Origin of the sequence: Butyrivibrio fibrisolvens (assembly GCF_037113525.1) — a bacterium.
Taxonomy (GTDB): domain Bacteria; phylum Bacillota; class Clostridia; order Lachnospirales; family Lachnospiraceae; genus Butyrivibrio; species Butyrivibrio fibrisolvens.
The window spans coordinates 1,030,127-1,055,467 of record NZ_CP146963.1 but is presented as its reverse complement, the minus strand read 5'-3'; the positions used below and the strand labels follow the sequence as shown (position 1 = coordinate 1,055,467).

Sequence of the window (25,341 nt, the reverse complement as noted above, 5' to 3'; positions counted from 1 at the left end):
TATAAAGCCTCCGTATATTCAATAACTATCATGTCAAGTTGAATTCTACATTATGAAAAATGATAAAGCAAGTATATTAAAGGCCTCTTCCATATTAATTTTCTATAAATATACCAGTTACACTTCCGAAATCACATAAAGCCTGCTGTCGCCAGTTCTGAGTATACCGATCTTATCTCCGTCCTGGTCAAATCCAATACCGCCAAACTTAGGACGAAGCCTTACTCCGGTATTATTCAAGATAGCACCTGTAGCGATCATGTCTTCTTTCTCATTCTGAACTTTGACCACTGAATTGGCAATATTATGAAGAATGCCATCCTGCTTAATATGTACCGGTGCAAACATATTAACAAGACTTCCCATAGCCTTAAGATCTATATCTACATACTTGTTTGTAAAATGATAGCTCTTAGAATCATCTAGGCCTTTAGTCCTGAATGTCACAACATCCCTGTTAGGTCTGCTCTCTTTTTGAAGCATGAATCCAATAGCCTGCTTTCTATCATCTGATACAGCCATGCATCTTCCGTCTTCCAGTCTGTAATAGTGTCCAAACTGAAGTGTATGCCTGTATTTCTTATAAAAATCAATCTGGTCCTTGATCTCTTTTCTCTCAGAAGAAGAAATATCGCAAAGATTAAGCTCATAACCAAAACAGCCAAAAGAAGCCACATCAAATCTGGTCTCAAGAGGCACTGTGTTAAGTGTCTGATGATTAGGTGCTGCTGATACATGCGCGCCTATAGCTGACTGAGGATATCCATAGCTATAGCCTCTTTGAATGCCAACTCTGCATATCGCATCAGTATCATCTGAGCCCCAGATCTGCGGGAAATATGACAATATACCAAGGTCAAATCTGTTACCGCCGGCTGAGCATCCCTCAAAGAGAATGTTAGGGAAGGCCTCGGTCAGTTCCTTCATTATGCGGTAAAGCCCAAGATAATAACGGTGCATGAACTCATCCTGTCTGTCTCCAGGAAGAGAAGCCGAATAATAATCAGAGAAAATACGGTTCATGTCCCACTTAACATAAGAGATATTACCTGAGGAAAAGACCTTCTTCATAGCATCTATTACATAGTCCTGAACTTCAGTCCTTGTAAAATCCAGGTTCATCTGATTTCTGCCCTTGGAATGCGCATGTCCCGGAACCTGAACAGCCCAGTCAGGATGTACCCTGTAAAGGTCACTATCTTCGTTGACCATCTCAGGCTCTACCCAGATACCAAACAGCATGCCAAGATCCTCTATTTTCTTGGAAAGTCCTTCCAATCCATTAGGAAGCTTATCCTTATTTACATACCAGTCGCCAAGAGAGCTCTTATCATCGTTACGCTTTCCAAACCAGCCATCGTCCATGACAAAAAGCTCTATGCCAAGTCCTGCTGCTTCCTTAGCAAGCTTTAAAAGACTTGACTCATTAAATTTGAAGTATGAAGCCTCCCAGCTATTAATTAGGATCGGACGATTCTTATCTCTCCAGGTTCCTCTTACAACATGCTTTCTGACAAAATCGTGCATATGTCTGCTCATACCATTTGCACCATGCATATCAAAAGTCATAACGCTTTCAGGAGATTCAAATCTCTCTCCCTTTTCAAGAGACCATCCAAATGTCGCAGGAGAAATTCCGCTTACAAAGCGGCTTTTATCATATCCATTTGAAGAAAGAGCTTCATAATGATTACCACTATAAATAAGGTTAAATCCATAGCAATAACCGTTATCTTCAGTAGTATCCTTACGAGAGATCATAACAAAAGGATTAGAACGGCTTCCGGACTCTCCGGCTGCCATTTCCTCTGACACACATCTTCCACCATCGCATACACTGTCTGTTCTGTGCATCTCATCAGCCCATCTTCCATGGAAAGATGTAAATACAAGACCGTTTTCATGGAAATCGATCTGGTTACTCATAATACGGTCTATATGAATCTTTTCATTCCCTGAAATAACAACAGCCCTTCTTGTAATGACATCGCACTCCGGATAAACGCTGTAGATCACTTCAAGCTTTGTACCGTACTCTTTATCTTTATAAGTTACTACAAGCTGACTTGCATGATCTACAGAAGATCCAACTGCTATATCTTCTTTATCCACATATGATCCCGGAAGTGACTCCGGTGCTTTGATCTCATTATTAAAAGAAGCTTTTTCAAATACAAAATCAGAAGTCTTTGAACCATTTTCATGGGTAATAAGGACAAAGGGATCTCTAATATCTCCTTTGCCAAAAGAACTTATTTCAAGAGGCAGATCCTCAAGCGCGATATTCGGATATTCATCGCTGTAGGAGATCATATTTCCGCCAGCCGCAGGATGCTTTTCGCTTAAACTATAGCAGATATTTTTAAGAAGCACGGAAGCTTCTTCACCTTCTGAGCCATCGCCAAAAGTAGAAGTCTTTAATAATGATTCATACTGCTTATCTGAAATCACAGAAGCTCCATAATGAAGGTGCTCCGGGTGTCCTGATGGAAGAATATTAAAAAGATAAGATGTGCCTTTAGTTTGGAGTAAAAAACATCCGTTTCTTTCAATGATCATAATTAGTCATCCTTTACGATATAAGTTTTTAAATTATAAGCTTTAAAATATATTAGTTTTTAGAACATATATTCTTTTAGAACATATATTCTTTTAGAACATATATTCTTTTAGAATATATAAGTTCTTGAATCAATGATCCAAGAACTTATATATAAGAATTATTATTTATTAAGACCGCTCATAAGTATATCGATCATATTATCAAGAGCGTTCTGATATTCCATGTTGTTCTTAATAAGAACATCCGAACTAAGGAATTTCTCTATAGTTGCCTCAAATATAATCTTAAGAGTCGGTATGGATATTGGTCTGATGCAACCTTCTTCGATTCCTTTTTCTATAAGAGAAATAGTCTCTTCCCAGTCATTTTCAAGTCTCTCATTGATCTTGGCATAAACAGTCGGATACTTGTCCTTAAGCTGGAACATCATTCTAAAATCAACATTCTGATAACTGTCAGGAAGAGCAATAAGAATCTTACTAACCTTCTGCGCAGTTGTAAGACCTGAATCGTTTAAAATTGCATGTTCACTCTCTTTTATGGAATTAAAGACATAATCAACCATGCTATCAAGCATCTCTTCCTTATCATGGTAGATCTTATAGATCGTCTTTTTACTCATGTGTAATTCTTTTGCAATGTCATCCATTGTGAATTTAAGGCCTTTAGCCTTGTATTCAACAATTACAGTCTCCAGTATCTTCTTCTGTGTTTCATCCATATCTCAATCTCCGATTTTTATTCTTTTTCGTTTCCACTTAGTTGCATCAAAACTGCCTTTGCAGCCTTTGGAAACTCTTACATTTTCCTTGGTTTCCATTTTATCATCACTTATCTTAAAATGGAATATAAAAAAGTAGCCAAAATTATATATAAAATTTTGGCTACTAATATTCGTACATACAAATAATGAGTTAGTATTATTTCAGAACTTCGCAAAGGTATTCAAATGTCCTTGCAGAAGATTCTACAGAAAGCTTCTCTGCAGTTGTGTGGACGCCTTCCATATCAGGTCCTATTGAGATGCAGTCAAGGCCTTCAAGCTTCTTGCCAAATAGTCCGCATTCAACACCTGCGTGAAGGGCTGAAATCTGAGGTTTACGTCCATACATTTTTTCAAAAACTTCCACCATATGCTCACGGAGCTTGGAATCCGGATTAAATGGCCATCCAGGATATGATGATGTGATTTCAGATCTTGCTCCGAATTCTGCAGTAATATACTCAAGTCTCTTAAGAAGGTTATCTTTACTACTATCAACACTACTTCTGACAGCATATTCCAAAGTTACTGTAGTATCTTTTGTAACTACTACTCCCAGATTAAGTGAAGTCTCTACAAGTCCCGGAACAGAAGCGCTCATAGCCTGAATACCATTAGGAAGAGACATTATAAGTCTGTATACTTTCTTCATTGATTCAGCATCAAAGCAGTCAAAGGTTCCTTTATTTTTCTTAGTTACAGTAAATTTAACACCCGGATCCTTGACAGAAAGTTCACCCTTAACAACTCCTTCTATCTCAGATACAGATCTTAAGACCTCTTCTTCACTGACTTCTTCTGAAACAACTACAGTTGCTTTTGAATTAACAGGAATAGCATTATCTGCTACGCCGCCATCGATGCTTACAAGTGAAAGGCATGAAACACAGTTCTGCTCTGACACATATGCAAGTATTCTTCCAAGAAGAACATTAGCATTTCCATACTCTTTGATGATCTCTGTACCTGAATGTCCTCCATGAAGTCCAGAAACCTCTATATCATAAGCTATGCCGCTTCTATGAACTTTAGTAATAGGAAGTCTTGCATAAAATCTTGCGCCACCGGCACATGATGTAAGAAGAACTCCTTCTGTCTCAGAGTCGATATTAATAAGCTTTCTTCCCTTTAAAGGAGAAAGATCTATAGCAAAAGCTCCATCCATACCAGTCTCTTCATTAGTTGTGATAACAACTTCAAGTCTGGGATGAGGAATAGTATCAGAATCAAGAAGAGCAAGGCAGTATGCAACTGCAATACCATCGTCACCACCAAGAGATGTTCCCTTAGCCCATATCTTCTTGCCATCTGTCTCCAGCTTAAGAGGCTCAGTTGTCATATCGATATCATAGTCTGCATCATGAACAGCTACCATATCCATATGTCCCTGAAGGATGACAGGCTCCTTATCCTCGTAACCCTTTGTTGCGTTACCGAAGATGATCACATTTCTAGCTTCATCCTGTATATATTCAAGATTTCTATCCTTAGCAAACTTTACAAGATAGTCACTGATCGCCTGAACGTTATTTGATCCATGAGGAATCTGTGATATCTCCTCAAAGAAATGAAATACTGATTTTGGCTCTAAATTATCTAAAGCACCCATTTTGAAATCCTCCTGATTACAATTTCAGATGATTATTCTACCACATATTAAAGCATCAAAAAAGACCTACGGTCCACATAAAGTGAACAGTAGGTCTTAATAATATCTATATATTATGCGATCTGCTTCTTAGCAACTTCTGTAAGAGTCTTGAATCCCTCTGCATCGTTAACTGCCATCTCAGCAAGCATCTTGCGGTTGATTTCAACACCAGCAAGCTTGAGACCGTGCATAAGAGTGCTGTAGCTCATTCCGTTAAGTCTAGCAGCTGCGTTGATACGAACAATCCAAAGTGATCTCATATCTCTCTTCTTCTGCTTACGACCTGCGAATGCGCTTGTAAGAGCTCTCATTACAGACTGTTTTGCAATTCTATACTGCTTGGAACGAGCTCCTCTGTAGCCCTTTGCAAGCTTTAATACTCTATTGTGTTTCTTCTTGGCATTTAATGCGCCTTTTACTCTTGCCATTGTAATTTCCTCCTAAATAATCTAAAAAAACTACGAACTGTCCTACTTTGAATTAAAGGTAAGGCAGGATCTTCTTCATTGTCTTAACAGATGTAGCATCTACAAGACCAGGCTGACGAAGATTTCTCTTTCTCTTTGTAGACTTCTTAGTCAGAATGTGACGCTTGTATGCCTTGTTTCTCATAAGCTTGCCTGTGCCTGTAACTTTAAAACGCTTGGCAGCTGCTCTGCTTGTTTTCATTTTGTGCTGCATAATAAAAATCCTCCTATTTCTTACGGTATCTGCATGTACTTTTTTATTTCTTCTCAGCTAAGAACATAACCATGCTTCTGCCTTCTGCCTTTGGCTGCTTCTCAACTACTGCGCAATCCTCAAGCTCTTTGGCAAAATCAATCAGAACATGAACGCTCGCTCCCATATGAGCCATCTCACGACCTCTAAAACGCATAGTTACTTTAACCCTATTGCCCTTTTCAAGGAATTTCCTTGCAGCATTGATCTTGGTATTAAGATCGTTAGTGTCGATGTTGGGAGAAATACGAATTTCTTTAATCTCAACAGTCTTCTGTTTCTTACGCGCTTCTTTAGCTTTGCGAAGCTGTTCATACTTGTACTTGCCGTAGTCAACAACTCGGCAAACAGGGGGTTTTGCATTTGGTGCGATCTTGACAAGATCAACTCCTGCTTCCTCTGCGACTTTGCGTGCATCCTGGATTGACATAACTCCAAGCTGCTCACCATCGAGTCCTATCACACGAACTTCCTTGTCTCTGATCTGTTCGTTAATAAATAAGTCGTTAATGGTTATTACCTCCGATTAAAATAAAAAAGTGGACACGCGAGACGCATCCACTTATAATCAAACCGTACAGACAAAAGAGTCTGTCTGAAGTTATAAACACCTGAAGCTGTAAGCCGCAGGGTGAGAGTGGATACTCTGCTTTGTTTCAAACATCAGTAGATTATCACGATAATCATTCATTGTCAATAGTTTTAGATAAAAAATATGGGAAATCCAATGAACAAAAATAACGACTCAAATTTTGATGTTAATCTCGAATACTATAAAATCTTCTATCACGTAGCCAAAAGCGGAGGAATAACAGCAGCTTCAAAAAGTTTAAGCTTATCCCAGCCGGCAGTAAGTCAGCAGATATCAGCTCTTGAAAAGCAGCTTGGCGTATCTTTATTTAAAAGAAACGGGCGAGGCATTGCACTAACTTCTGAAGGATCTCTTCTATATGAATATGTAAAAAGAGGTTATGAAGAGATCATCCAGGGCGAAAAGCGCCTGTCGCAGCTCCTTCACCTTGAAGCAGGCGAAGTCAGAGTCGGTGCCAGCGATATGACTCTACGCTTTTTCCTTCTTCCGTATCTTGAGAAGTTCCATCAGCTCTATCCCGGAATAAAAGTTACCGTAACCAATGGTCCTACTCCCGAAACGCTCAGATATCTTGAAGATGACCGTATAGATTTTGGCGTAGTATCATCTCCTTTTCCTGATTTTATTAATAAAGAAGATATCTGCTATACAGATGTACGAGAAATTCAGGACTGCTTCGTAGCCGGAAGATCTTTTATCCAGTACAAAAACCATATGATCGATCTGTCCGAACTTGGGAACCTTCCGCTTATCACTCTTGAAGGCAATACATCAAGTGGACGCTATGTCACAGAATTCCTTGAGCAAAATGATATTACTATCCATCCTGAGTTTGAGCTTGCAACAAGTGATATGATCGTCCAGTTTGCAGAAAGGTCTCTCGGCGTTGGAATGGTTGTTCGTGATTTTGCAAAAGAAGACCTGGATAACGGAAAGCTTTTCGAACTACGATTAAAACAAAGGATCCCGCCAAGGTACATCAGGCTTGTAACAAGCAATAAACGCCAGCAGTCACTGGCATCAGCCAAACTATTAGAGTTAATAAAGTCATAAGGGCGCATCTTAAAGCAAAATACCTTATAAAAATAGAAGACCTCACTCCCGAGGCCTTCTTTTTATCATTGCTTCTCTCTATCCCAAGTTCTTTTTATTATTCTCATATTCTCTTTATACCAAGTTCCTTAAGCTCATCCATCATCTGTTCAAGACTCTGATAATGGATTGCCTTAATTCCGGCATTCTTTGCACCTGCAACATTTTTCTCAGTATCATCGATAAATACGCATTTATCAGGAACAAGATCATATCTCTTTATAAGAAGCTCATATATTTCACGGTCAGGCTTAATAACATGGTCCTTGTAACTTAAGATTCCGCCATCAACATAGTCAAGAAAGACCATTTCATTTTTATTGTTATCTACAGCACTCTTAGAATAATTGGAAAGTACAAGAATCCTGTAGTGAGCCTTCTTAAGCCCCTCGATAAGAGGAATTGAAGTACTTCTGAGCTTGACTATTCCTGTAAAGTCATCAAAACCTTTATGAATATACTCTGCAAGCTCAGGGCTATTATCACAAAGCTTTCCAACAATCTCTTCGTGAGACATATTGCCGCGGTCAAACTCATTCCAGATATCGGTTCTTACTGTTGCATCACCGACCTTCTCAACAAGTTCTTCCGGAACGCCCTTATCTACAAGCATCTGTCTCCATGAGAAGTCCACAAGGACATTACCAATATCAAAAATGATAGTATCAATGTGGCCTGAAGGCTTGCGCGGATATGCATTGCCATACTTATCGTGATCCTGATCCGATGTCATCGCATCAAGAGATGCAATTGTATGTCTTCCTGTAAAAAGACCTATCACCCATATCATCAACCATATAAGAATAGTAACTCCAACGGTTCCGCCAACAGCTGTTATAAAAATCTCAAAAGAGTTAGCAGGGAAAAGAAATGCAAGAACAAGCAAAGCCACATACATTCCTACAAGTATAACTATTCCTATGATCGCTGCTATTCTCTTTGCAGTCCATTTACCGGTATTATTATTTTCGTTCACTGTATTTCCTCCTAAGGTCAAATATAAACCCTAAAAATTATATCACAAGAAAAAGATTTTGCCTTTAAAACTCTCTCGTCAGCAAGTAAGCACCTTACCAGTATAATAGTATAAAAAAATATCGTAGCCAATGATGTATATCAATAGCTACGATATTTTTCAAATACCATATATCCCGACATAGAAGTTCATCCATGAACTTCTATACATGTCGTAACTACATCCTGTAGTTCACCAATCTAAATATATACAAGACCCCAAATGATTATTTCTTGAGAGGACTCTCTCTGTAAATGATATCCTCACGTGCAGGTCCGTTAGAAACCATTGTGATCGGGAAGCCAAGCTGCTCTTCGATGAAGTTTACATACTTCTTGGCATTCTCAGGAAGCTCGTCAAAGTTTCTGATGCCACGGATATCGCACTTCCATCCAGGAAGAGTTACATATACAGGCTTAGCCTTCTTAAGTTCTCTTGTTACAGGGAACTCTGTTGTCTCCTTGCCATCGATCTCGTAAGCTACGCAAACCTTGATCTCATCAAGATATCCAAGATCATCAAGAACTGTAAATGCTACATCTGTAGCGCCCTGAAGTCTGCAGCCGTACTTAGATGCAACGCAGTCATACCATCCCATACGTCTTGGTCTTCCTGTTGTTGCGCCATACTCACCACCGTCACCGCCGTGGTTACGCATAAGCTCTGCCTCTTCGCCAAAGATTTCTGATACGAATTCGCCGGCACCAACTGCTGAACTGTATGCCTTTGTAACTGCTACGATCTCCTTGATCTCATAAGGAGCGATTCCTGCGCCAAGTGCGCCATAAGCTGCAAGTGTGTGTGAAGATGTAACCATAGGATAGATACCGTGATCAGGATCCTTCATAGTTCCAAGCTGTCCCTCAAGAAGGATTGTCTTGTTCTCTTTAAGTGCCTTATCAAGGTACTCAGAAACATTGCCGATATAAGGACGAACCTGCTCTCTCCAGTCAACGATCGTATTGAAAAGCTCTTCCTGATCAATCGGATCTGTATGATACAGGTGTACTAAAAGTGTATCTTTGATAGAAGCGATATTAGCTATCTTCTCCTTGATAACTTCGTCATCCTGGAAGAATTCATTGATCTGCCAACCTATCTTAGCAAACTTATCTGAATAGAAAGGTGCAATACCGGATCTTGTAGAACCAAAGCTCTTACCTGCAAGACGAGCCTCTTCAAGTGTATCAAAAAGAATATGATATGGCATCATGACCTGAACTCTGTCAGAGATCATGATCTGTGGCATCGGAACACCCTTTTCAGTAACTTCCTTAAGTTCTCTCATGAACTTAGGAATATCAAAAGCCATACCATTACCAATAATATTCATAATATTCGGATGGAATACTCCAGACGGCATTGTGTGGAGAGCGAATTTACCATACTCATTTACAATAGTGTGACCAGCATTGGCACCGCCCTGAAAACGGATAACGACATCAGCGTTATCAGCCATCATATCTGTGATCTTACCTTTGCCTTCATCGCCCCAATTGGCTCCTACAACTGCCTTAACCATAATTATTATCCTCCTGAAATTGTTATCTCCAAATAACAAATAGATTTTAGTGACATAAGACATGAACCTGTCACCGTGATTACTATAAAACATTTTTGTCCATAAGTAAAATCAATATTATTTATATTACGCATAATCTGCGCTTATATATTTTGAAAATGGTCAATATCGAGCAAAATTTAGCCAAAATTAGCATTATATTTGATTGCAAGAGATATCTTTTTATATTAAAATATAATTGTTTGAAATATTTTAGTAATTTGTAAATCACTATGATAAAGATGACGGATTGCTCTATCTAACTTCCAAGTTCATCTGTGTTATCTTCAAACACAGATGTCATCATATGTATTGATCATAAACGACTATATCGAATTACTGTATAGGGGGTATCATGTTACATATCAAATCTCTTTCAGAGGGACTGGACCTGTTTAAAGCACTCGGATCAGACATCAGAGTCGAGATCGTCAAGATTCTCTTGGACAATAATGGAATGAATATGAATGAGCTTGCATCTCGTCTTAATATAACCAACGGCGCTCTTACAAGCCATATCAAAAAGCTCGAAGAATGCGGCGTAGTCACAGTTTCATCTGAAACCTCAGGACATGGCAATCAAAAAATATGCTCAGTACATCTTGATAAAATACTGATCGACCTTCAGGACGAAGCTAAGGATGAAAATGTATATACTACATCTATCAAAGTTGGTCTTTTTTCAGATTATGAAGTATATCCTACATGTGGTATCGCTTCCGGATCTCAGCTTATAGGCCAGGTTGATGATACAAGATACTTCTCACATCCCGACAGGTACCATGCAGATATCTTATGGTTCACAAAAGGTCATGTAGACTATGTGATTCCTAATTTCATTCCATTTTCACAGAAGATTGATGAGATCTGCATCTCAGCAGAGCTTTCATCAGAAGCACCTGGTGTCAACAACGTATGGCCATCTGATATTTACTTTTATCTAAACGATGTAAGTCTTGGCTACTGGACATCACCTGGAGACTTCGGGGATGTAAAAGGTATATTCACACCTGACTGGTGGTTCCCTAACTGGAATCAGTATGGTCTTCTGAAGATGCTGGTCATAAACCACAAAGGCACCTTCATAGATGGACTCCAGATCTCTGATGTGACCATCGACCGTTTCAATCTTACAAGTAAGAGTAACATCAAATTCCGTATGGAAGTTCCTGATACGGCAGAGCATGTTGGCGGTCTTACTATCTTCGGTAAGTCATTTGGTAATTACAATCAGGACATTGAAGTCAGGATGAGCTACAGTCCAATAGACTCAGAATAAAAAATGGTATTCACAATCGCACCTTCTTCGAAAAACATGTTCTATCTTTCGTGACATGAAGTCAAAATATTTTATAAACACCTGAATCATAAAGAATAAAAAATTATATCACTAAAAAGAAAAGATTCTTGAATTTAATTTTCAAGAATCTTTCTTTTAGTATGTTTTTGAGTTAGCACTAAAGTTTACGTCTTCCAATACTCTTTCTGATCTTAGCCAAAATATATATCACGCCACAAACTGCAGCAAAAAATGCAGATACGTAGAGCATGACGTCAATATTAAAATGAAGGTATGAAAGGCTTACAAAGCTTATAATAAGGAGCATGAGCATCATCCAGCCAAAGGCTATTGCTACCACAAAGACAAATCCCAGTATACCTTTTAAAAGGTTCAGAGGATTAAACTCATCTTCCTTGGCACGTCTATATGCAGCTTCTTCAGAATCCGTTTTAAGGATGTTTATCGCCTTTTGTTCGCTTAAAGCGTTTTTACTATTTCTATATTTCTTTTTCATTAATAACCTCATGTTACAATCAAAGCGAGTGACTAATGGTTCAAATTGGTGGAGCTAAAGACACCAATTAGGGTTTGAAAATGGAACATTTTCAATCTTCTACCATCCTAGATCCCCATACCGTAATCTGTGAATCCTTGCCAAGAGCAGTAAATGTCATAGTCTCTACGCTGCTGCCTTCTATATTCATAGAAACAGTAACTCCGCTATAAGTATCTTCGTTAAACGAAAGCTCAATATAAGGCGAACCATCTTCAAGGCTCCATGTTCCTTCAAGATCGCCTGTGATACTGCCGTCTTCATTAAGAGTGATAGTCTTTGGTTTATTATAGTCAAGATTCTTGTAATCAACCTCAAGATCATGAACTATAACTTCGTATTCTCCGGCTACTTCAGATATCTCATAGCCATCTTCCTTCAATGTCTCTCCATCCGTAGCATAAGGAGCTGCCACAAGCCATCCTTCCTTATTGACAAAAAGCTGATGGATCTTGACATAATGGCCTTCTGATCCGTTTGTAGTCCTTGTGTGGAATACAATATAAGCCTTGCCATCATCATCTACAAAAGCTGAGTTATGTCCCTGAGCAACCTGGCCTATAGACATGGTCTTCCACTTATATCCTCCGAAGAGTCTGACGCCAATACCTGTATTATAGTTAAAAGAATATGTATCATAGTAAGGCGTGTTTCCAAGTTCGTCAACATAGTCACCATCAGGCCTATCTGATCTGAACACTCTTATATTATAGCCGCCTGCAGCTTCAAGATTACCATATGAAATAAAAAGATAGTAATAGTCACCTATATGCTGTATATAGGAACCCTCTCCGGAAACATAGGCTCCGCCTGCTACTAAAGTCCCAAAATATGCATCGCTGTGATTTCCTGTCTCATAACTTACATTATAGTCTCTAAGTCCTGTCTCTTCATCAAGTTCCAGCATAAAGATACCACCTGACCAGGAACCATAACTCATCCAAAGATTGCCATCCTGGTCATAGAACACGCAGGGGTCTATACAATTAGGATACATATCTCCCCACTTCTTGTTGTCAACGCCGTATGTAACATAGCGTTCAGGAATAGTATCTGTACCAAGGACAACTCCTGCATCTGTCTGACTAAACGTATCTTCGTTAAAGCCGCCATATACAACAGATCCTGCATATTCATAAGGGCCGTAAACACTATCTCCTGTAAGAAGTACTATATTGGACTTCCAGTTATCTCCGTTAGCAGACAGATAGATACAGTATTTGCCCATAGTTTCATTATATATGATATCAGGAGCCCAGAGATATCCAAACCAGTCACCGTTTTCATCATCATTCCACTCTCTTATCTTTTCTATAGTTTCATCAGAAAGTGATGCTCTAAAATCTGCAGTCCTATCATCCCAGTCAAAAAGATCATCTGATGATGCACTGGTAATATGAGTTCCTACAATATAGTACTTACCATCTTCATCCTTGAATATAGACGGATCATGCACTGATACAGTACTTGCTGTTTTCTTATCATTGTTATCAAACTCTCTTACTACTTCTGTCATTTTCAAATTCAGGACGCAGCGAACTGTTGCTTCCTCTCCTTTATAAGTGATCATTACATAAGGTCTAATAGAAACATCCGTTGATGCCGATGCCAGATTAGGCGAAACGCTCTCGCCCTCTCCTCCAATCAAAGTCCCTTCTATGGTATAACTCTCTCCTGCTCTTAACATTGGAATTTCATCAGGCATAGAATCTTCTGATGCAGCCACAAGATTATCAGAATTGGTATACTGAAACTTCTTGCCGGAGATCGTATAGTCTGCGGTGTCATTACTTACAACAAGCGTATAATGAACTTCCTCTCCATCTTCATATGAAAGCTTATCTGTAGAAAGAGTTACACTTACACCGTCTTTAGACTCATAGTAAGTATTACCATTAAGCCCCTGCACCTTGTCACCAGCAACATCTCCCTGCCCCGAAGATGCCTCTCCAGCGTCGTTAACATCCAAAGACGATCCTTCCCCGCCGCTGCACCCATTAACTGCCATCATCACAATAAGCGAAAGCGCAGCAAACGTCCTGCTAATCTTTCGAAATCCACCCACCTTTGCACCCTTGATCGCACAATGATCATTATCCGAAACATTACCAATATCATTAAAACTTTTACTATCACTATACATAATCCAGCTCCATTAGTCTTATATTCGCATCATTTCTACATCTCGCCTAATATCTTAAATCCACTCTTTCTAATAAATACAAATCCATCCCTTATATACTCATTAGAAACCAACATCTTTCAGCCACTTCATTCTAATAGTACATTACTAAAACCACTTGGCCGGGCCAGTATCCACAAAATATTTACAGTGGGTAGGCAGTATATATTTTGGGGATACTGGTCTGTCCAAGTGGTTTTAGTAATGTACTATTCCGGGTGCAAATAGCACCCGGAATAAAATAACAGAAGGAGGAACTATTTATTTAGTTTCTACAGACATAATGTCTATGTAGCACTCTTCACATGTAAGGAGCATGTACATAGGATCGCCTGCAGCACATGTTGTAGTCCAGCTAGTCTTATTAGTGAACTTGTTGCCATTTCTGTCAACGATAACAGCATCTACAACTATAGAAGTACCATCTCTTGTGATAGTAAGAGTAACATCTGCATCCTTCATAGCATCAAGCCATGTAGCCCAGTCATCACCCCAGCTTGTCTCATAGGTTGCGTCACCGCCATCAATATCTACGCCCCAGCCATAAGCATCAGCACGAATAGCTGCATACTCAACATGATCAGCAGAGCCAACGCCTTCATCAGGATTAGGATTCTGATGAGTCTCTGTCTCTTCGTTAGTAAATACCATTACGTAGTTGTCCCAGTTGTTGACACCATCAGAATAGTTCTTGAAGTTAATAGTAGTTGTAGTACCATCAGCAATCTCGATAGGTGTTGACCAGTCTGTCCACCATGCATTTGTAAGATCTGTAGAACCTACAGAGTCTATAGCATCAGGATCTGCCACAACACTTATAGCATCCTCGATTGAGAGGATATCGATATAGCAAGCCTCGCCTGTAATTGCGAAGAAGCAGTCATCATCAGCTGTAATATCAGCAGGGAATGTAACATTGCAGGTATTAGCAGATCCAAGATAGTCAGTCTGAACAGCATTAACAGTAAGTTCAGAACCGCTTCTTGAGATTGTAAGCTCAACATCTGCTTCCATCATAACCTGCTGAAGCCATGTGCCCCAGTTGCCCCAGCTGTAGTTAAAGAGCGCAGCATCAATATCTCCGTCAGGAGTCCATCCAAATGCATCAGCTCTTACACATGCATATTCCTTGTGATCAGCTGATCCGGACTCATTAGGATCCTCGTGAGCAGGTGTCTTTTCGTTAGTAAAAAGAACTGTATAGTTATCATAGTTATTAACACCATCTGACCAGTTCTTAAGCTTAACGACCTTGGTCTCACCATCCTTAAGCTCTGTAAACTCTGACCAGTCACTCCACCATGCATTAGAAAAGTCTGTAGCACCAACGCTGTCAATAGCATTTTCATCTACTGTAAGTGTTACTTCGTGAGTAGGAGCATCATATGTGGAAGTAGCATCTCCGGCCTCATACAAAGCTTTGATCTGACCTGCGTCAAGTACATAGTCATATACATAGATCTCATCGAATGCGCCCTTCATGATAGCATCCCAGTAGTTGATACCAAGAAGGAAATCAAAGTTGTCAGACTCAGCCATAGTACCGCTTACAACATATGTAGGTCTTACATTGCCATCTGAATCATAGCCAACAAGCTCTTCTCCGTTAAAATAAAGATGTGCAACAATAAGTGTTCCATCCTCAGAAAGCTCAGAAGGATCAACTGTAAGAGTTATGTTGTTCCACTCGCCTACATGAGTATTGGCTTCATCCGGATACCAGTTAGGCCACTTGGCATCATCAAGCTGATCATAAGCCCATACGCAAGGGAATGCGCTTCCGTCAGGATTCCAGTCTGCCCATGTGAAGTTAACATAGTGCTGACCACCTGTAGCATCTCCGTGAATATCAGGACCATACTGAAGAGTTGGCATATAGTTAGCTGATCTTTCTGAATATACCCAGAAGGAAACAGAATACGTATCGCCGACGCCGTTAACATCAAGCTTAGCGCCCTTGCTTCCATCAACATAAAGGGCATTGCCACTTACACCGTTAACATAATTAACTGCATCATCTGTAGTCTGAACAATAGGTGTTGCCGCAGTATCCTGAATAGCTGCATGTACTCTTTCATCTTCTTCATCGAAAGAAAAATAATACTTGTAGTCATCAGGAATCTCAGTAGCTGCTGTGCCCTCTGTCGCCTGCTGCTCTTTACTTTCTTCCTTAGCAGTTTCCTGTGCAGATACTTCCTGCGCTGATGAATCTGTCTGACCTTGTGTATCACCACCAGAAGTTCCGCAGCCTGCAAGAAGAGATGATGTCATGAATACACCCATCATGACACTTAAAACTTTCTTCTTCATAAAACCCTCCTTATAATATAAAAATATAATTAAAGCCTTATTATCGGACATGTGGTACAGATTCTATCCATGAATCATTTCCATGGATCATATCCATTCCACATGTCTAAAAATAACCCATTTTTACTGAGCAAAAGAATCTACAACTGCCTGATATGCTGCAAGATCCTCTTCAGACAGAACATCATATCCGCTTGGTCCAAAGTAAGATATCATAGCTTCTGCATGGTAATAGTTGGCCTGACGTGTAGCTTCATCAGCATAGTCAGCAGCCTTGGCAGTACCTGCATCTACAAGATCATGTATACCGATTGAATTAAAGTACTGATCGCAGAAGTTCCAGTATCCTGCAATGCTGTACCAGCCATAAGCAACAGGTCTTGTGATTGATGCAAAATAATCATCCCAGTAATCAACGCTTCCATCTTCACTTGTAACTGTTGGGAACAGTGCTCTGTACCTGGTCCATACACCTTCATCAAGAGTCATAGGAACAGGCATATTGGCATGCTTAAGTGCAACGCCTGATTCATTAGTGATAGACTCATCTTCATAGATATCAAGACGAGCGTTCCAGCCATCAACGCCAAATGTCATGAATTTAAGAAGAAGATATGCTTCATAAGGATGTTCGCAGGATGTTGATACGCCGCCCATGTACATATTGGCGATAACATTGTGTTCCTTCTCATCAACAACATTAGGAGTTACATAAGGAACGATATCAAGTCCGTAGTAGTCCTGATATGACTGACCATCAATCTCTGTATTCCAGAGATTCTGATATGACCAGAAGCCTTCTGAGAATACTGCAACGTGTCCTGTTGCACCAAACCATGTTGACCAGTCACCTGACCAGTCTTCCATAGCCTGAGTGTTCTGCTGAGGAGCTACATATCCTCCAAGCTTAAGATCAGAGAACTGCTGCTCACCTGTAGCCCAGTATGAAAGATCAAAGTCTGTTCCATCAAAACCAAACTCTCCCTTAAGTGCTCTCTCTTCAGGTGAGCAGGCTGCAATACCGTAAAGTGAATCAAGTCTGTTGTAATAGCCAAGGCCGTAATACTTCATACCTGTTCTGTCATCTACTGTTGCATCCTTGATAAGCTGTATCATCTCATCCCATGTCCAGTCAGTACGAGGCATCTCAAGATTCAGCTTATTAATAACATTTCTGTCAATGAAAATAGCACTAGGCTGATACCATGCAGGTACCGCATATCTTACATCTGTATCGAACATACCTATACCATATTCATTAATAGTTGCCATAAGGTTGGCTGTCTCAGGATCATTGTTGTAATAATCTGTAATATCAGCCCAGTACATATTGGCAAGAGCTGTATCAGAGTCTGTACCTACAAATACATCCGGGAACTGACCTGCTGCAGCTGCTGCAGATAGGTCTGTTGACATATCACTGATGACCTTGGTCTCAACTGTGATATTAGGATATTTCTCCATAAACTTCTCAGCCAGAATGTTAATAGTAGTCTCATCTTCATAGTGCCAGTAAGTAAGAGTTATATTATCAGTAGTAACTCCTTCCTCCCCGGAACCCTGCGCTGTCTGACCGGAACCTGTATCTGCATTTGTTGAAGATCCACAGGCAGCTGTGCCAACCACCATTGCTGCGGCCAGTATGCTCGCAGCAGCTTTACTTAAATTCTTTTTCATATAGTCCCTCCTTTATTATCGTATCTGATGCCATACCCAATATTAGATCATTCCTAAGACCGGGAAGGCTAATACACATTTTGTGCTGACTAATTCCATAAAAATTACCACTACTAACCAAGTGATCTATCACCTGGTAAGGAGTCATTAAAGTCTTGATCAAAGATCATTCACCCGTAATACCCGCTCTATCGATACTCTCTACAAACTGCTTCTGTAATATCAGATACATGATAAGAAGCGGAATGATAGAAAGTGATGTTGCCGCCATACGAACCGACTCATTAAGGCTCGTTGCTGTTGATCCTACTGTAGCTTTAGAAGCAAAGGATGAATCGAAGTTCTTGAGCTGAACTACAAGATTAGTCCATATGCTGTTACCTGAAAGTCCCTGAACATACAGCTCAGTAAGATATGATTCATTCCAGTACCATACAAAAGAAAAAAGAACCACTGTTACAATTGCAGGTACAGCAGACGGAACTGCAATCCTGAAAAACCTCTTAAAATGACCCGCGCCGTCTATAGCCGCTGCCTCCATAAGTACCTTTGGAACCTGCTTAAAAAACTGATAGAATATCAGAATAAAAATAGGAGCATTAAGACCATTTCCAAGAAGAGCCGGCAGTGCAAAGGTCCATATAGTACCAAGGATACCCATGTTGTTGTACAGAACATAAGTTGGGATCATCGTAACCTGGTTAGGCAGGATATACGAAAAAATAAGTATCCCCATCATGATCTTCTTGCCCTTGAATTCATACCTTGCAAAACCGTAACCTACCATCATATCAACGAAGATATTGCAGGCAGTCGGAAGCCCCGCTATCAATATTCCTTTGAAAAAAGAAGCCCAGAAATCAAGCGATGTACCTGCATCTATATAGTTCTGAAGGTAGAAATGACTAGGAATCCATTTGACCGATGTATCCAAAAGATCATTCTGATCCATAAAGCTGGTACTTATCATATAGAAGATAGGATACAGATATACAAAACCTATACAGATAAGAAGTCCATATATGGCGATCATCTTGCCGGCTCCCTGCTTTTCTCTTGTTCCAAACATGAATCTGTGAAGCTTTTCTTTGGTAAAATAGCTCCTTAGATCTTTTTTAGTAATCGCCTGAGCCGTCATATGTTGTGAATTTTCCTTTTCTTTGGATTTTTTCCATCCTTGCTGCATTTCTTCTGCCCCTCCTTTCTATACGTTTTGCTTCTCTTTCTTCTTTCTTGAGCTGCTTTTGGTGTTTCTTCACAAGTCTGTCATAGTGATCTTTCTTAGATCCTAATAGCAGGAAGAAAAGAAGTGTTATAAGAGTAATAACAAGTGCATACATCCAGGCCATTGCTGATGCATATCCATAACCCTTTTCCTTGGTTCCTGAGAACATAGCATCTTTGATCATGGTAATAAGTTCATTTTGTTCATTGCCTGAAAGGAATATTACGGAGTATACCGAACATAACAAAATCATAGGTTTGATAGTAGGAAGAGTTATCTTCCAAAAACACTCCCATTCAGAGCCTCCGTCAATCTTGGCAGCTTCATACATAGAAGGATCGACCTTCTGAAGTGCTGACAGGAATATAAGAATCTGAACGCCTGAATACCACAAAGTCATGATCATATTGGAGAAGATCTCTCCTATTCCCTCTGCTGCCGATGCTGGAAGGACAGTCTCCATAGCCGATACGATAGCCTGTGTATCCATAGCAGGGATACTGGATGCTCCCTCGCTTACCAGAAGGTTCATAACAGGTCCCGATACTATAATGACCGGAAGGAAGAATATAAGTCTGAAGAACCCTCTTGCAACTATCTTGCCATTTAACATGATCGCGATCATAAGTGCGAATACTACTATGATCGGAACTTCTATGAGAGTCTGCCATATGTATGTCACAAGCTGCTGCGGAAATTCAGGATTCTCAAGCCATATCTGAGTAAAGTTACCTGTTCCCAAAAATGTGAACTTCATTCCGTTTGGCGTGATCCTAATGTTGTACCACATATAGTAAAAAGACTGTGCCAGCGGAATAAGAAGAAATGCCAGAACTCCCACGAGCCATGGTGCCACGAACAGATATCCCATCCTGGCTTCTCTTGATTCAAGCTTTCCAAGTTTTATCCTGGGCTTTTTTTCTTTTTTCCCAAAAATCTTCATTTACTCTGCTACCTCGTAAGACATAGTGTCAATCGTAATACCATCTACAGTCTGTGCTGTGTCACCGTAGTTAATATAGATCACTACACCGTTAGAATATGTAACCTTGGTTATATTGTTATCAAGAAGCTCGTGCCTTACTATAACAGCATCCTGCGTCTTGTCATGAAGCGCTTTGAACTCTGTATTGTAGCTTACGATAGTATCCTTATATGAACTGTATTCAGAAGAATAAATATCGCAGGAGTTAGTATTTATAAGCTCTGATGAACTTTCCTTAGTGATATAGAAGGAAGGGAATGAACCCGACTCAACCATCTTTAGGAAAAATTCTTTCTTATTAGCTTCAAAGTTCATGTACTGCGCATATACAGGCATGATTCCTGTCAGTACTATAGAAAGGAAAGGAACTTCCACATCTTCAAGAATGTAGCTTGAAGAATAAAGCGGCATATCAAGAAAAGCTCTGGTATCTGACCAGTAAGAAGCAATAGGTGTTTCCAGTACCAGCTCCGCTGAATCATATATAGTATCAAGCGTAGACTTATAAGATTCTGCCGTATCAAATCTTGTGTACTTATTGCCACTATATGTGTAGGTATACATCGTGTTAGTAATACCTGCTATTGCAAGATTATCAACACCGTTTTTGGTATATTCGGATAAGACATCATCCAGAACATCGCCTGCCCTTGAAGGAGTTACATACAGGAATGTATCGTATACATCTTTATAGGTCTCATACTCATAGCGCCTTTTATTGACCTTCTTGACTACGTTAAATGTTGCATTCTGCTCATCAGGATTGATCAAAAGCGCATCATCGTAAAGGTATATCTTGATTCCTTTTTCTTCTGACTCTTTGATAAGAGCTGTAAGATCCTTGGTTCCTCCTATCTTGCTGTCTGCCTTGTACTTAGTGATAGGAAGATCATACAAGCCTCCTGCCTGCCAGCCCTTGTAAACTGACATAAGCGTTGTAACACCGCTACTTTCAAGATCTTCATAGATATCCCTGATATCATCTGCAGTTGTCATAACTACAGCACTGGTGCCAATAAGCCATGACTCTCTCTCTGTTCCAAGGAAATCAATCCTTGTGTTATAGGACACATCCTGCTTGGTAACAAGTCCGTTATCAAGAAGATATTGTCTGTAGCTTGTAGCCATACCGCTATAATTTGCATCCTCTCCTGAGAGAAACTTGAACCTTACCTGAAGATCAGAATGGCTTCTGTCTGCTTCATATACATGAAGTGAACCTGAAGTAGAATTGTTACTGGTAGGCTGCGTGTAGAGCTTTCTTAAGATGAATCTTGCATATGACCTGTTATAATCAATGCTCACACCATTGGGCATAACATTGATATCAGCCCTCTGCGCACCATCTTCAACTATTCCAAGAAATGCTATCTGATCATCTGTATGAGCTATTCCAAATACAGGAGCTAGAATCTGCTGAGGATCTGATATAGTATTGTATCTGTCAAGAAGAAGGGTATTAACTTCCGATTCATCAAATCCAACATCCTCTCCATAAATAAGAGCCGAATATCCACTTGAAAACCTTCCCTCTTTGTCATCAAGATAAACAAGTGCTCCGTTACCATCAGGAATAAACATATATCCTTCTTTGTCATCAAGGTAGGAAGTTCCCATGTACTGATACATAGATACAGTTCCTATATAATAGGAATCTCCATCTTCTTTGATAGAATCTTCTGCAATCCTTGCTGTAAGTCCCTCATCTGTCAGAGATACCTCAAGTGTCACGCCAAGCTTATAAGTATTCCAGTAAAGAGTTGCCGTAAAGCCTGTATCTGTATATGTGATCTTCTTGTCCACATCATCATTGACAAGATCTGCCTGCTTGGTATCATCATTGGCACTTATCAAAGTCATAACAACTGCAGATCGCATAGCTCCGATCCATGTGGCATTGCACTTTTGATCATCATAAGTTGGATAGCTTTCAAGCCTTGCCCCTGTTGTCTTATCTTCTATGATGACAGAAAGGTCTTCTTCACTTACGTACAGATTATATCCTGAGCTTGATGCTACATATTTATGACCATCAAGCTCATCTTGAGCATATACAACGCTGATATTCTCTCCGCCCAGCATATACTCATATCGCTGAGCATAGGAGCCTGCACCAAGCGCCAGTGCAATTGATAAGGCTGCGCACGTACCTTTTTTTATAAATCCCAAAATCTTATCATCAGCCGCCAATGCGATACACCACCTCTCCTACAAGTGACTGCAGGAAGTCGAATACCTGCGACCACAATACATAGATAATAAATGCAAGAAGACATACAATTAGTATTGTAAAAACAGTAAGTCCTATGATCTTAAAGGTCTCACCAACTGTATAGTTGTTGATCTCTCTGATCGCTATAAATATAAGAACCAGGATCCAGCAGACCATACAAAAGCTTCCAAAGCTTACAAAAAACTCTTCGTTGTATGTAACAACATGGCTCAAAGCAAAGATAAAAGGCATGAAGACCAAAAACGGTGATGCTGAATAAATAAATGAGCAATATATAGCCTTGAACTTACCTTCACCGTCATTGATAGTACACATAAGATAATTGCATCCAACTATAAGAAACAGTCCCACAAGGATCATGATGATATCCGATGCAACATCGAACTGTCCCTCTCTTACTGTCTTGAACATGAATCCGCAGAAATACTTGTTAATGATATAGAACACGATCATAAGAGCAAGAAGTATATTAGAAGCAAGTACCGACACCTTGTTCTGACGCTTGATACCATAATTGCCATCAATTGGATGCCTCATGTAAAAGAAAATATATCGAAGCTGTGCTACAAGCTTTTGATTCTTTATCTTCTGTACAAAAGCTTTTGGTTTACTTAAAATATTCTTTTTATTGTCAAGGTATTTAATGATCTTATTAAGAACTATCAGTACAAGGATTATGACGATAACTGTTGACAGATTCTTCTTAAGCCATATATTTCTTATCTCCCAGAAAGAATCTGAGTACAGGTCATTATCTCTAGAGAGCTTAGCGTATTTGAGTGCTCCCTCATAATCTCCTTCTTTGTAAAGAGCCTTGCCCATTGCCATATTGGCATAGTCGAAGAGATTGTTCATCATAAGGACCTGTGACAGAGGCTCTTTACTCTCTTCATACCTTCCTTTTGAAAAAAGATATAAAGCTTCATGAAGATAATCAGTAAACTCTGTAGGTTCATAGACCTGAATCTGCGCCTTGTCAGAATCAAGGACATAGATTTTGTCATCGCTTCCTATCTGGATAGCTTCGGCTTTGGTAGAAAGGCCTATCCTCTGCTGACCATCATCCTTACCTCCAAACATGAAAAGTAGCTGACCTTCATTGTTGTACTCATATATAAAGCCCTGCTGAGACACTACAAAGAAGTTATCGTGATTACCAACGGCTATAGCTGCAGGAACCGTATCGCTCTTGCCAGGATCTGATATCATGTTTACGCCTGCTATATTAAGACGTTTTAAGGTATCATCACCTTCACCTCTTGTAACAGTATAGATAATGCCCTTTTCATCGATTGCCATGTTATCGGGAGTTGCAGGTATATTACCAACCATCTTGGCACGCTGGGCATCCGTAAGAAGCGCTCTCCATACGATAGTCCAGACAGATGCGCTTGTTGCATTGGTTCCGAAATATCCAAGGAAAGTTCCGTTATCAACAGGACTGATCTCAACTATACCATTAGTATTAGATTCACAGACGATATACATAGTACCTGATGAATTAACCACTATCTTAAGTGGAAGAAAGTCAAGAGCATCGCCGTACATGGCAACTTGCGGTCTTGTATAGGTGTGGATCAGTTCTCCATTTTCATCAAATACGAATATGGACTTGGCATCTCTGTCTGCAACATAGGTAATATGCTTGTCAGTAACATATATGCCCTTAGGTCCTACCAGAACCCCTTCTCCGAAAGTAGTCACAAGATTGCCATCAGCATCACCAACTACTACTCTCTTATTGCCGCTATCAAGAACATACATAGTTCCGTCATCAAGAAGAGTAAAATCTGTAGGAGTCATAAGAGATTCATCGCCTATCTTGGTGATGGTCTTATACGGAAGGTATGCTGTCTGCGTCTCTGTTACTGAATTGTATCCATCTACTGTATAAGTCTTATAGGGAGCGTCAGCATGGGCCGTTAATACATCTGCATTCCAGACAAGGCTGATCCCTATAAGCGCTATCCCGATCGATCTTTTCAGGATATTTTTAAAACTGCTTTTATTTTGCCTTTTTTCAGATATCTTTTTCACTTTCACGTCCTCTTTATGTTTTACTTAATACCGGATGTTGCCATTGTGTTCATGACGCTGTTCTGAAGGATACAGAAGAGGATCAGATTAGGCAAAAACATTATAAGAGATGCTGCAGCTGCAATACCCTGACCAGCTACAGTGTTGGTAGTAGTTGCGCTTGTAAGTGTATTCATATAAAATGCCAGCGACTTAAGTGAATCATCATTGATATAGTAGTTGGCATATTCGATATTGGTCCAAACCTGCTGGAATACAAGGATTGCCGCTGTTGCTATAGCCGGTTTTATAAGCGGGATGATGATGCTTGTATATATCCTCCACTCAGAAGCCCCGTCAAGATAAGCCGCTTCTATAAGAGAATCCGGCACCTGATCCACGAACCCTTTTACCAGGAACAGAGCTACGGGAACAGCTATAAGCGGAAGTATCTCTGCCAGATATGTATCTATGAGTCCAAGTTTATTAACGATAAGGTATCTTGGGATCATAACAGCTACAGCCACAAACATAAGAGCTATCTGGTTGATCTGCATCATCATTGTTCTTCCCTTAAACTTAAGCTTGGACAGGGCATATGCAGCCATTGTAGAAAAAAGAAGTGAGGCAAGAACTGATACGATTGTTATGAACACGCTGTTAAAGACATATTTGCTAAGCGGAATACTTGCACTTCTGGAAGCTTTGGCAAGCTTGGCAAAATTATCAAGCGTTGGATTAGTTGTAATAAACTTTGGCGGGAATGCGAACAACTCCTCCATAGGCTTAAAAGCATGGAATATGATGAAGATGATCGGAAGTCCCGTCAAAAGGATCATTGGAAGGATCATTATATAGATCTTGATCTGACCTTTTTCAAATTTGTCCGGATTGGTCCGGTGTCCTCTATAAGCAGCCATT

General features: G+C 39.9%; 19 protein-coding genes. 2 read left to right on the top strand and 17 right to left on the bottom strand.

Annotation, left to right across the window (positions count from 1 at the left end):
• Positions 1 to 117: 117 nt before the first annotated feature.
• From WAA20_RS04190 to infC, 6 genes are all read right to left on the bottom strand, one after another.
• Entirely contained in the window at positions 118 to 2,559 is a 2,442-nt protein-coding gene (locus tag WAA20_RS04190; RefSeq protein WP_073386738.1) for an alpha-galactosidase, read from the bottom strand.
• A gap of 164 nt (positions 2,560 to 2,723) precedes the next feature.
• Complete coding sequence (locus tag WAA20_RS04185) at positions 2,724 to 3,284, bottom strand: TetR/AcrR family transcriptional regulator (RefSeq protein ID WP_073386736.1); 561 nt, start codon at positions 3,282 to 3,284, stop codon at positions 2,724 to 2,726.
• A 199-nt stretch (positions 3,285 to 3,483) separates the two neighbouring features.
• The gene (locus WAA20_RS04180) at positions 3,484 to 4,935 is read right to left on the bottom strand and encodes an aminoacyl-histidine dipeptidase (protein WP_073386735.1); all 1,452 of its coding nucleotides are present in this window, start codon (positions 4,933 to 4,935) and stop codon (positions 3,484 to 3,486) included.
• 113 nt (positions 4,936 to 5,048) lie between these two features.
• Positions 5,049 to 5,405, bottom strand: a complete 357-nt coding sequence (gene rplT, locus WAA20_RS04175) for a 50S ribosomal protein L20 (RefSeq protein WP_022753648.1) — start codon at positions 5,403 to 5,405, stop codon at positions 5,049 to 5,051.
• A 52-nt stretch (positions 5,406 to 5,457) separates the two neighbouring features.
• Positions 5,458 to 5,658, bottom strand: coding sequence for a 50S ribosomal protein L35 (gene rpmI / locus WAA20_RS04170; protein WP_073386733.1), 201 nt, complete (start codon positions 5,656 to 5,658; stop codon positions 5,458 to 5,460).
• Positions 5,659 to 5,701: 43 nt separating this feature from the next.
• Complete coding sequence (infC, locus tag WAA20_RS04165) at positions 5,702 to 6,214, bottom strand: translation initiation factor IF-3 (protein ID WP_177174965.1); 513 nt, start codon at positions 6,212 to 6,214, stop codon at positions 5,702 to 5,704.
• 210 nt (positions 6,215 to 6,424) lie between these two features.
• Here infC and WAA20_RS04160 point away from each other — a divergent pair, with 210 nt between their 5' ends.
• The gene (locus WAA20_RS04160) at positions 6,425 to 7,342 is read left to right on the top strand and encodes a LysR family transcriptional regulator (RefSeq protein WP_073386731.1); all 918 of its coding nucleotides are present in this window, start codon (positions 6,425 to 6,427) and stop codon (positions 7,340 to 7,342) included.
• Between the two features lie 103 nt (positions 7,343 to 7,445).
• Here the strand turns inward: WAA20_RS04160 and WAA20_RS04155 are convergent, their stop codons facing one another.
• Together WAA20_RS04155 and WAA20_RS04150 are read right to left on the bottom strand one after the other, a co-directional pair.
• Positions 7,446 to 8,357, bottom strand: a complete 912-nt coding sequence (locus WAA20_RS04155; protein ID WP_081373743.1) for an HAD family phosphatase — start codon at positions 8,355 to 8,357, stop codon at positions 7,446 to 7,448.
• Between the two features lie 265 nt (positions 8,358 to 8,622).
• Complete coding sequence (locus tag WAA20_RS04150; RefSeq protein ID WP_073386730.1) at positions 8,623 to 9,918, bottom strand: adenylosuccinate synthase; 1,296 nt, start codon at positions 9,916 to 9,918, stop codon at positions 8,623 to 8,625.
• A 394-nt stretch (positions 9,919 to 10,312) separates the two neighbouring features.
• Between WAA20_RS04150 and WAA20_RS04145 the strand changes: the two genes are divergently transcribed.
• Positions 10,313 to 11,236 (top strand): winged helix-turn-helix transcriptional regulator, encoded by a 924-nt coding sequence (locus tag WAA20_RS04145; RefSeq protein ID WP_027216902.1) that lies wholly within the window; start codon positions 10,313 to 10,315, stop codon positions 11,234 to 11,236.
• A 178-nt stretch (positions 11,237 to 11,414) separates the two neighbouring features.
• On the opposite strand, the gene WAA20_RS04140 is transcribed toward WAA20_RS04145, so the two are convergent.
• The 9 genes from WAA20_RS04140 to WAA20_RS04100 all read right to left on the bottom strand — a co-directional run bounded on the left by WAA20_RS04140 (position 11,415) and on the right by WAA20_RS04100 (position 25,340).
• Complete coding sequence (locus tag WAA20_RS04140) at positions 11,415 to 11,753, bottom strand: hypothetical protein (RefSeq protein ID WP_073386728.1); 339 nt, start codon at positions 11,751 to 11,753, stop codon at positions 11,415 to 11,417.
• Positions 11,754 to 11,844: 91 nt separating this feature from the next.
• Positions 11,845 to 13,935, bottom strand: a complete 2,091-nt coding sequence (locus tag WAA20_RS04135; RefSeq protein ID WP_073386727.1) for a glycoside hydrolase family 43 protein — start codon at positions 13,933 to 13,935, stop codon at positions 11,845 to 11,847.
• Between the two features lie 300 nt (positions 13,936 to 14,235).
• Complete coding sequence (locus tag WAA20_RS04130; RefSeq protein WP_073386725.1) at positions 14,236 to 16,284, bottom strand: hypothetical protein; 2,049 nt, start codon at positions 16,282 to 16,284, stop codon at positions 14,236 to 14,238.
• A 123-nt stretch (positions 16,285 to 16,407) separates the two neighbouring features.
• Positions 16,408 to 17,961 (bottom strand): ABC transporter substrate-binding protein, encoded by a 1,554-nt coding sequence (locus WAA20_RS04125; RefSeq protein WP_073386724.1) that lies wholly within the window; start codon positions 17,959 to 17,961, stop codon positions 16,408 to 16,410.
• Positions 17,962 to 18,127: 166 nt separating this feature from the next.
• Positions 18,128 to 19,147: a carbohydrate ABC transporter permease gene (locus WAA20_RS04120; protein WP_242830944.1), complete on the bottom strand. Its 1,020-nt coding sequence runs from the start codon at positions 19,145 to 19,147 to the stop codon at positions 18,128 to 18,130.
• Positions 19,077 to 20,129, bottom strand: coding sequence for a carbohydrate ABC transporter permease (locus tag WAA20_RS04115; RefSeq protein WP_051211817.1), 1,053 nt, complete (start codon positions 20,127 to 20,129; stop codon positions 19,077 to 19,079). Before WAA20_RS04115 ends, WAA20_RS04120 begins: the two co-directional genes overlap by 71 nt.
• Positions 20,130 to 22,361 carry a DUF5696 domain-containing protein gene (locus WAA20_RS04110; protein ID WP_073386722.1) on the bottom strand — a complete coding sequence of 744 codons (2,232 nt, stop codon included), beginning with the start codon at positions 22,359 to 22,361 and terminating at the stop codon, positions 20,130 to 20,132.
• The gene (locus tag WAA20_RS04105) at positions 22,351 to 24,441 is read right to left on the bottom strand and encodes a YIP1 family protein (protein WP_051216962.1); all 2,091 of its coding nucleotides are present in this window, start codon (positions 24,439 to 24,441) and stop codon (positions 22,351 to 22,353) included. The genes WAA20_RS04110 and WAA20_RS04105 overlap by 11 nt, the downstream gene beginning before the upstream one ends.
• A 20-nt stretch (positions 24,442 to 24,461) precedes the next feature.
• The gene (locus WAA20_RS04100; RefSeq protein ID WP_027206556.1) at positions 24,462 to 25,340 is read right to left on the bottom strand and encodes a carbohydrate ABC transporter permease; all 879 of its coding nucleotides are present in this window, start codon (positions 25,338 to 25,340) and stop codon (positions 24,462 to 24,464) included.
• Position 25,341 lies beyond the last annotated feature (1 nt).

Excerpts from the sequence above, each read along its gene's own strand:
- WAA20_RS04185 (WP_073386736.1), bottom strand. The coding sequence starts at position 3,284 with ATGGATGAAACACAGAAGAAGATACTGGAGACTGTAATTGTTGAATAC.
- WAA20_RS04150 (WP_073386730.1), bottom strand. The coding sequence starts at position 9,918 with ATGGTTAAGGCAGTTGTAGGAGCCAATTGGGGCGATGAAGGCAAAGGT.
- WAA20_RS04140 (WP_073386728.1), bottom strand. The coding sequence starts at position 11,753 with ATGAAAAAGAAATATAGAAATAGTAAAAACGCTTTAAGCGAACAAAAG.
- WAA20_RS04135 (WP_073386727.1), bottom strand. The coding sequence starts at position 13,935 with ATGTATAGTGATAGTAAAAGTTTTAATGATATTGGTAATGTTTCGGAT.
- WAA20_RS04145 (WP_027216902.1), top strand. The coding sequence starts at position 10,313 with ATGTTACATATCAAATCTCTTTCAGAGGGACTGGACCTGTTTAAAGCA.
- WAA20_RS04125 (WP_073386724.1), bottom strand. The coding sequence starts at position 17,961 with ATGAAAAAGAATTTAAGTAAAGCTGCTGCGAGCATACTGGCCGCAGCA.
- WAA20_RS04160 (WP_073386731.1), top strand. The coding sequence starts at position 6,425 with ATGAACAAAAATAACGACTCAAATTTTGATGTTAATCTCGAATACTAT.
- WAA20_RS04190 (WP_073386738.1), bottom strand. The coding sequence starts at position 2,559 with ATGATCATTGAAAGAAACGGATGTTTTTTACTCCAAACTAAAGGCACA.
- WAA20_RS04100 (WP_027206556.1), bottom strand. The coding sequence starts at position 25,340 with ATGGCTGCTTATAGAGGACACCGGACCAATCCGGACAAATTTGAAAAA.
- rplT (WP_022753648.1), bottom strand. The coding sequence starts at position 5,405 with ATGGCAAGAGTAAAAGGCGCATTAAATGCCAAGAAGAAACACAATAGA.
- WAA20_RS04130 (WP_073386725.1), bottom strand. The coding sequence starts at position 16,284 with ATGAAGAAGAAAGTTTTAAGTGTCATGATGGGTGTATTCATGACATCA.
- rpmI (WP_073386733.1), bottom strand. The coding sequence starts at position 5,658 with ATGCAGCACAAAATGAAAACAAGCAGAGCAGCTGCCAAGCGTTTTAAA.
- WAA20_RS04115 (WP_051211817.1), bottom strand. The coding sequence starts at position 20,129 with ATGAAGATTTTTGGGAAAAAAGAAAAAAAGCCCAGGATAAAACTTGGA.
- WAA20_RS04180 (WP_073386735.1), bottom strand. The coding sequence starts at position 4,935 with ATGGGTGCTTTAGATAATTTAGAGCCAAAATCAGTATTTCATTTCTTT.
- WAA20_RS04120 (WP_242830944.1), bottom strand. The coding sequence starts at position 19,147 with ATGCAGCAAGGATGGAAAAAATCCAAAGAAAAGGAAAATTCACAACAT.